Origin of the sequence: Aquabacterium sp. (genome assembly GCF_004297345.1) — a bacterium.
GTDB lineage: Bacteria > Pseudomonadota > Gammaproteobacteria > Burkholderiales > Burkholderiaceae_C > Aquabacterium.
The window spans coordinates 1-6215 of the sequence record NZ_SCTN01000169.1; the positions used below are offsets into that span (position 1 = coordinate 1).

General features: G+C 60.6%; 5 protein-coding genes. 4 read left to right on the plus strand and 1 reads right to left on the minus strand.

Features of this window, described 5'->3' with window-relative positions; genetic code table 11:
• Nucleotides 1-23: 23 nt before the first annotated feature.
• The 3 genes from EPO09_RS05675 to EPO09_RS05685 are packed head-to-tail and all read left to right on the plus strand — an operon-like array spanning nucleotide 24 to nucleotide 3919.
• Nucleotides 24-1841, plus strand: a complete 1818-nt coding sequence (locus EPO09_RS05675; protein WP_290641059.1) for a carboxypeptidase regulatory-like domain-containing protein — start codon at nucleotides 24-26, stop codon at nucleotides 1839-1841.
• Nucleotides 1842-1851: 10 nt separating this feature from the next.
• Nucleotides 1852-3018, plus strand: coding sequence for a zinc-binding dehydrogenase (locus EPO09_RS05680; RefSeq protein ID WP_290641061.1), 1167 nt, complete (start codon nucleotides 1852-1854; stop codon nucleotides 3016-3018).
• A 4-nt stretch (nucleotides 3019-3022) separates the two neighbouring features.
• Nucleotides 3023-3919 carry an alpha/beta fold hydrolase gene (locus tag EPO09_RS05685; RefSeq protein WP_290641063.1) on the plus strand — a complete coding sequence of 299 codons (897 nt, stop codon included), beginning with the start codon at nucleotides 3023-3025 and terminating at the stop codon, nucleotides 3917-3919.
• A 4-nt stretch (nucleotides 3920-3923) separates the two neighbouring features.
• Here EPO09_RS05685 and EPO09_RS05690 read toward each other — a convergent pair whose 3' ends face one another.
• On the minus strand, nucleotides 3924-4535 hold the full coding sequence (locus EPO09_RS05690) for a hypothetical protein (RefSeq protein WP_290641065.1): 612 nt from the start codon (nucleotides 4533-4535) through the stop codon (nucleotides 3924-3926).
• 181 nt (nucleotides 4536-4716) lie between these two features.
• Here EPO09_RS05690 and gshA point away from each other — a divergent pair.
• Nucleotides 4717-6215, plus strand: a 1499-nt coding sequence (gene gshA, locus EPO09_RS05695) for a glutamate--cysteine ligase (protein ID WP_290641067.1), incomplete at its 3' end; no start/stop codon positions are given.

Sequence of the window (6215 nt, forward strand, 5' to 3'; positions counted from 1 at the left end):
GACCAATAGCGACCCACGCTGCCATGAGACAAACATCCTTGCCCACCCGCCCCACCCTGCTGGCCACCACACTGGCCCTGGGTCTCGCTGCCGCGTGCAGCTCTGCCAACGCCCTGCAACTGCAAGGCCGCGTCGCCACGGTGGATGGCCAGCCTGTCTCGGGAGCCCTGATCACGGTCTGGAACGAAGCCAAGGATCGCAAGGAAACCGTCTACAGCGCACTGGATGGCACCTATGCCATTCAAAGCAGCTTCAAAGGCAAGCTCACGGTACGCGCTCGTTATCACCGGCTGGAAGATGTGAACAAGCCGCTTCTCAGCGAGAACGACACGCCAGTCAAACTGGATCTCCAGATGACGCCGTTCAAGGACGTGCAGGCCCTGTCAGACAGCCTGACCGCATCGGCGCACCTCACGCAGGTCAAATGGGAAGACCCGCAAATGCGCCGGACCTTCATCAGCCAGTGCAACTATTGCCACCAGGTGGGCAATGCCCTGACACGCGTACCTAAGGAAACATCTGCTTGGGAAGCCACCATCACCCGCATGGAGGGCTACGGCGCCCTGCTGACCCGCACGGAAAACAAGACGATTGCCGAGAGTCTGCACAAGGCGTTTGATGGCAAGGCCGTGCAAACGATGCAGAAGTATCTGGCCACCGATGAACTCTCGCGCGCCAAGGTGATCGAGTGGCATGTGGGTGACGCCATGTCCTTCATCCACGACACCGACGTGGGCGACGACGGCCTGCTCTACGGCACGGACGAAGGCCACGACATCCTCTGGACGCTGGACCGCCAGACTGGCAAGGTCAGCCAATACCCGCTGCCGGACATCAACCTGCCCAAGGGCGGCATGTTCGCCGGCATGCAATTGCCTCTGGGCGTGTTCACAGGTAAGCATGGCCCGCACAGCATGGCGCAAGGCAAGGACGGCCGCATCTGGATCACCAATGCGCTGTCTGCGCAATTGATGTCGTTCGACCCCAAGACCAAGCAGTTCAAGAGCTACCCGATCGGCGATGGCAACGTGCTGTATTCGCACACCATTCGCATCGATCAGCAAGGCATGGTTTGGTTCACGGCGGCAGCGTCCAACCAGGTCGTGCGCTTCGATCCCAATACTGAGAAAGTCACCATCATCAAGTTGCCCGCCGGTGGCCCTCTGCGCTGGTTTGTCGATGCGGCCTTCCCCTCCATGCTGAAGTTGTCGGGCAAGCTGTGGCCAGGTCAGAACGTGCCCGTGACCACCTCGCCGCACAAGTGGACGGGCGGGCACAAGCTGTTCAACCTGCCCTATGGCATTGACGTGAACCCGGTAGACGGCTCCATCTGGTACGCCAAGTTGCTGGGCAACAAGATCGGTCGCATCGATCCCAAGACCTTGGAGATTGAAGAGTTCGACACCCCGCTGGGTGGACCACGTCGCCCTCGATTCGACAAGAACGGCATCCTGTGGATCCCCGCGTTTGATGACAGCGCCCTGATGCGCTTTGACACAAAGACCAAGACCTTCGAGTCCTTCAAATTGCCACTGCTGGCCGCCAACGAATACGAAACGCCCTACGCACTGAACATCCATCCGACCACAGGCGACGTCTGGATCACCTCCAATATGTCGGACCGCATCCTGCGCTTCAACCCGGTCAACAAGACCTTCGTGGCCTATCCCAGCCCGACGCGCGTGACCTGGCTGCGAGATCTGGTGTTCACCAAGGAAGGTCAGGTCTGCTCCAGCTCGTCCAATCTGCCTGCCTATGGCATTGAAGACGGCCGAGATGCCTTCATCTGCCTGGATCCCACGGGCGGCGAGCGGGACCGCAAGGCCCTCGCCCAGCACTGAGGACGGAGCCGTGAAAGCCGTCGTCTGCAAGGACAAGCGCCTGTCCGTCGAAGAGCGCCCCGATCCCGTCCCTGAAACAGGCCAGTTGCTGGTCAAGGTGCTGCGCTGTGGCATCTGCGGCAGCGATCTGCATGTGCGGCAGCACTGCGATCACTGGGGCAAGTTGATGTCCCGCCATGGCTACCGCTCGCTGCAAAGCTCATCGCAGGAAGTGGTGATGGGGCACGAGTTCAGCGGCGAAGTGCTGGATGCAGGTCCGCGTACGCGCTCGCCGTTCAAACCCGGCACGCCCATCGTGGCCGTACCCTTGCTGCGGCGAGGCAAGGACATCGATCTGGTGGGTCTGTCTGCGCACAGCACTGGTGGTTATGCCGAACGCGCCTTGGTGCAAACCACCCTCGCCTTGCGCATCCCCAACGGCTTGTCGCCAACGGTAGCGGCCCTGACCGAGCCCATGGCGGTGGGTTGGCACGCGGTGGTACGCAGCGAGATCAAATCCAAGGATGTGGCCATCGTGATCGGCTGCGGGCCGGTGGGATTGGCCGTGATCTGCATGCTCAAGGCCAAGGGCGTGCGCACCATCATCGCCAGCGACTTCTCGCCCACACGCCGCGACATGGCCACCCGGTGTGGCGCCACACAAGTGGTAGACCCAGCGCAAACCTCACCCTACGCCAACTGGAAGGCGCTGGGCTTCCAGAACGACATCCCCGGCTTGCTTGAACTGGCACTGAGCTCCAAGGAGCAACTGGACAAGGTGCCGCTGCCCTGGTGGCACCTGTGGGCGATCGGGGAAAAGCTGGGCATTGGTCGCAACCGCCCCATCGTGTTCGAATGTGTGGGCGTGCCGGGCGTGCTGCAATCGATCATCAGCGGGACACCCCAGTTTTCGCGCATCATCGGCGTTGGCGTCTGCATGCAGACCGATCAGATCGAGCCTGCCATCGCCATCAACAAGGAAATTGACCTCCGCTTCGCCGTGGGCTACACCCCGCTCGAATTCAGGCAGACCCTGCACATGCTGGCTGAAGGTAAGGTGGATGCTGCCCCGTTGATCACTGGCACGGTTGGGCTGCATGGCGTGGATGAAGCGTTTGGCACGCTGGGCTCTGCGACAGATCACGTCAAGATCCTGGTTGATCCTTCCTCACACGTACGCACATTGAACGCAGCTTGAACGCATGACCGCCTCTCTTCCCTCCACCTGTTTCGATATCCAAGGCCCGGATGGCGTGTTGCGCGCTGAAAGCTGGGGCCCGGCCGATGCCCCTGTCATCGTGCTCGTTCATGGCTACCCCGACAACCGCAGCGAATGGCGAGAAGTGGCCGAGCAGCTCGCTGACCAGTACCGTGTGGTGGCCTATGACGTACGCGGTGCCGGCGACTCGTTCAAGCCAACAGGCCGAGCCGCCTACCGGCTTGATCGCCTGACTGCCGACTTCAAGGCTGTGATTGATGCCGTCAGCCCAAACCGCCCTGTACACCTGGTCGGGCACGACTGGGGTTCGGTACAAAGCTGGGAGTTCGTCACTGAGCCATCACTGAAGGGCCGCATCGCCTCCTACGTGTCCTGCTCAGGGCCTTGCCTGGATCACATGGGATTCTGGCTGCGCGGCAGGCTGAGCCGCCCCACCCCTCGGCATCTGTACCAATTCGTGATTCAGATGCTCAAGTCCTGGTATGTCTACATGTTCCAGTTGCCTTGGTGGCCGGAAGCACAGTGGCGACTGTTCATCGGCAAGCATTGGCCAACCCTGGTGCGCTGGACTGAAGGCACGATCATCACGCCTCGGCCCACGCAGGTCAGCGACGGCATGCACGGGGTCTGGCTGTATCGCGCCAATGTCTTTCAGCGCGTGATGGCACCTCGTGAACGCCATGCGCAAGCACCGGTCATGGTGCTGGTGGCCACCAAGGACAACTTCGTGAGCCCCTGGTTGAGCGAAGACCTGTCTCGTTGGGTCCCGAGCCTGGAGCGCCGGGAAATCAAGGCCGCGCATTGGGTCAATGTGGCAGACCCCGTGGGCTTCGCCAGCCATGTCCGCTCATTCATACAAGGGCCCAAGGTGGCGCGCTGAGCGCTCAAACGGTCACAGATTCCGCAGCGGACGGGGTCAAATGCCGGCCCCAGGTATGTGAGTTGGACACTTCCATGCCGGCCATGGCGTCACTCCAATCAGCGGCACTGACCGTGTGCCAGTCGCGCCCCAGGCGCACTGCCCCCTGAGCATCCATCAGGATCACCATGGAGCCGTCGATCAATGGCGCGGTCAACGCCCTGAAGCCATGCGAGCGGATCAGGGCTGAGGCTTGTTCATCTGACAAGCCACTCAGCATGTCGTGCAGCACGCGTGCCAGCTCAGAGGTGTCACTGCGGGAAACATCCTGAGGCGCCAGATGCGCGATGCTGCCGTTGTGCATGAGCAGCAACCCTGGTCGAACCACGTAGGGATGCGCCATATCGTGATTGACGTCGCCATAGGTTGCACGCCGCAGGTGCACATACACCTCGGCATCCAGGGGCAAACAGGCGTTGTGATCGATCAACTCATCCAGGCGCAAGCCTCTGGCCCAGATCACTTCTCCGCGCTGGGTGTGAAAGCACCCCCACCCGTGCGAGTTCCGCTGCCAGGCGTTTTCCAGGAAGTCAGCGGCAATACGGCGTCCGAGAGGCTTCTTGATGATCAGACACATGTTTCAGATTTTTCGCACAAACGGGTTTCATCCATATCGGCAAGAGCAGGCTCAACCATAGGTTGTTCATGATTTCCCGCAAGAAATATTCCATCAGATACTTATGCGCTTGGCGCGTCGTCTGCACGATTCATTCAACTCTGATACCTTTGCGCCTCTGTACGAATTGAGGAGATCGCGCTTGACCAGCTTGAACGCACGCCTGAGCGCCCTGCCCACGGAACGCCTGGAGGGCATCCGCCGAGGGATAGAGAAAGAAAGCCTGCGCACCAGCCAGAGTGGAAAGCTGGCCTTGACCCCCCATCCTTTGGCTCTGGGGTCTGCACTCACGCATCCCCATATCACGACAGATTTCAGCGAATCCCAAGTCGAACTGGTCACCGATGCCCACACCAGCGTCCAGGACTGCCTGGACGAACTACGCCAGATCCACCAGTTCGTCTATAAGTCGATTGGCGAAGAGCTGCTGTGGGTCAGCAGCATGCCCTGTGACCTGCCACCGGATGCAGACATTCCGATCGGTCAATACGGCTCATCCAATGTGGGTCGGGCCAAGAGCGTGTACCGCATGGGCCTGGCTCATCGCTACGGCAAGCGCATGCAGACCATCTCGGGCATCCACTACAACTGGTCGATGCCTGGGCTCAGCAATGACGACTACTTTGGCCTGATCCGCAATTTCAGGCGGCAATCGTTCCTGCTGCTGATGTTGTTTGGCGCGTCGCCAGCGGTGAACTCTGGCTTTGTGGCTGGACAGGCTCACGGCCTGCAAGATCTGGATGCCCACACATGCTATCTGCCCTACGCCACGTCGCTGCGCATGGGGCGTCTGGGCTATCAGAGCGATGCCCAGAGCGCGCTGGCTGTAAGTTACAACGGTTTGAAAGGCTACGCGGCCTCCCTGCAAGATGCCTTGACGCGAGCCTATCCGGCATATGAAGCGATCGGCATACGCGATGAGCAAGGCAACTACAAGCAGCTCTCCACATCGCTGCTGCAAATCGAGAACGAGTTTTACAGCACGATTCGCCCCAAGCGGGTCATCCAGACTGGCGAGCGGCCATTGCATGCCCTGCGTGAGCGGGGCGTTGAGTATGTCGAAGTGCGCTGCATGGATCTCAACCCCTTCCTGCCGGTAGGCATTGACGAAAGCACGGCCAGGTTCCTCGACGTCTTCTTGCTGCACTGTCTGCTGTCGGACAGCCCCCTGGATACGCCGCAGGAAATCGCTGCGTTGGCGCGCAACCAACAGGCCGTTGCCTCTCGAGGTAGAGAGCCCGGACTCAAACTGGAACGTAACGGCCAGCAGATCTTGCTGATCGATTGGGCACAGGAAATCTTGAGCGCATGCCTGCCAATTGCGCAACGATTGGATGACCTGCACGGCGGCCATGCGCACAGCCAGGCCTGTCACAGCGCAATCGCCGCGCTGAACGAGCCTGACACACTGCCCTCCGCTCGGGTGGTAGATGCCTTGATGCAAGCGGCAACCGGCGGACATGCTGGCTTCACGCTGGACAGATCCAGACAAACCCAAGCGAGCCTGATGGCCCAACCCTTGCCAGAAGCCATCAACACCAGGCTGGCGCAACAGGCTCGGGACGCCATCAAGGCACAAAATGAAATCGAAGCTGCCGACACGCTCCCCTTCGAGGACTTCCGCATCGACTACATGTCGGC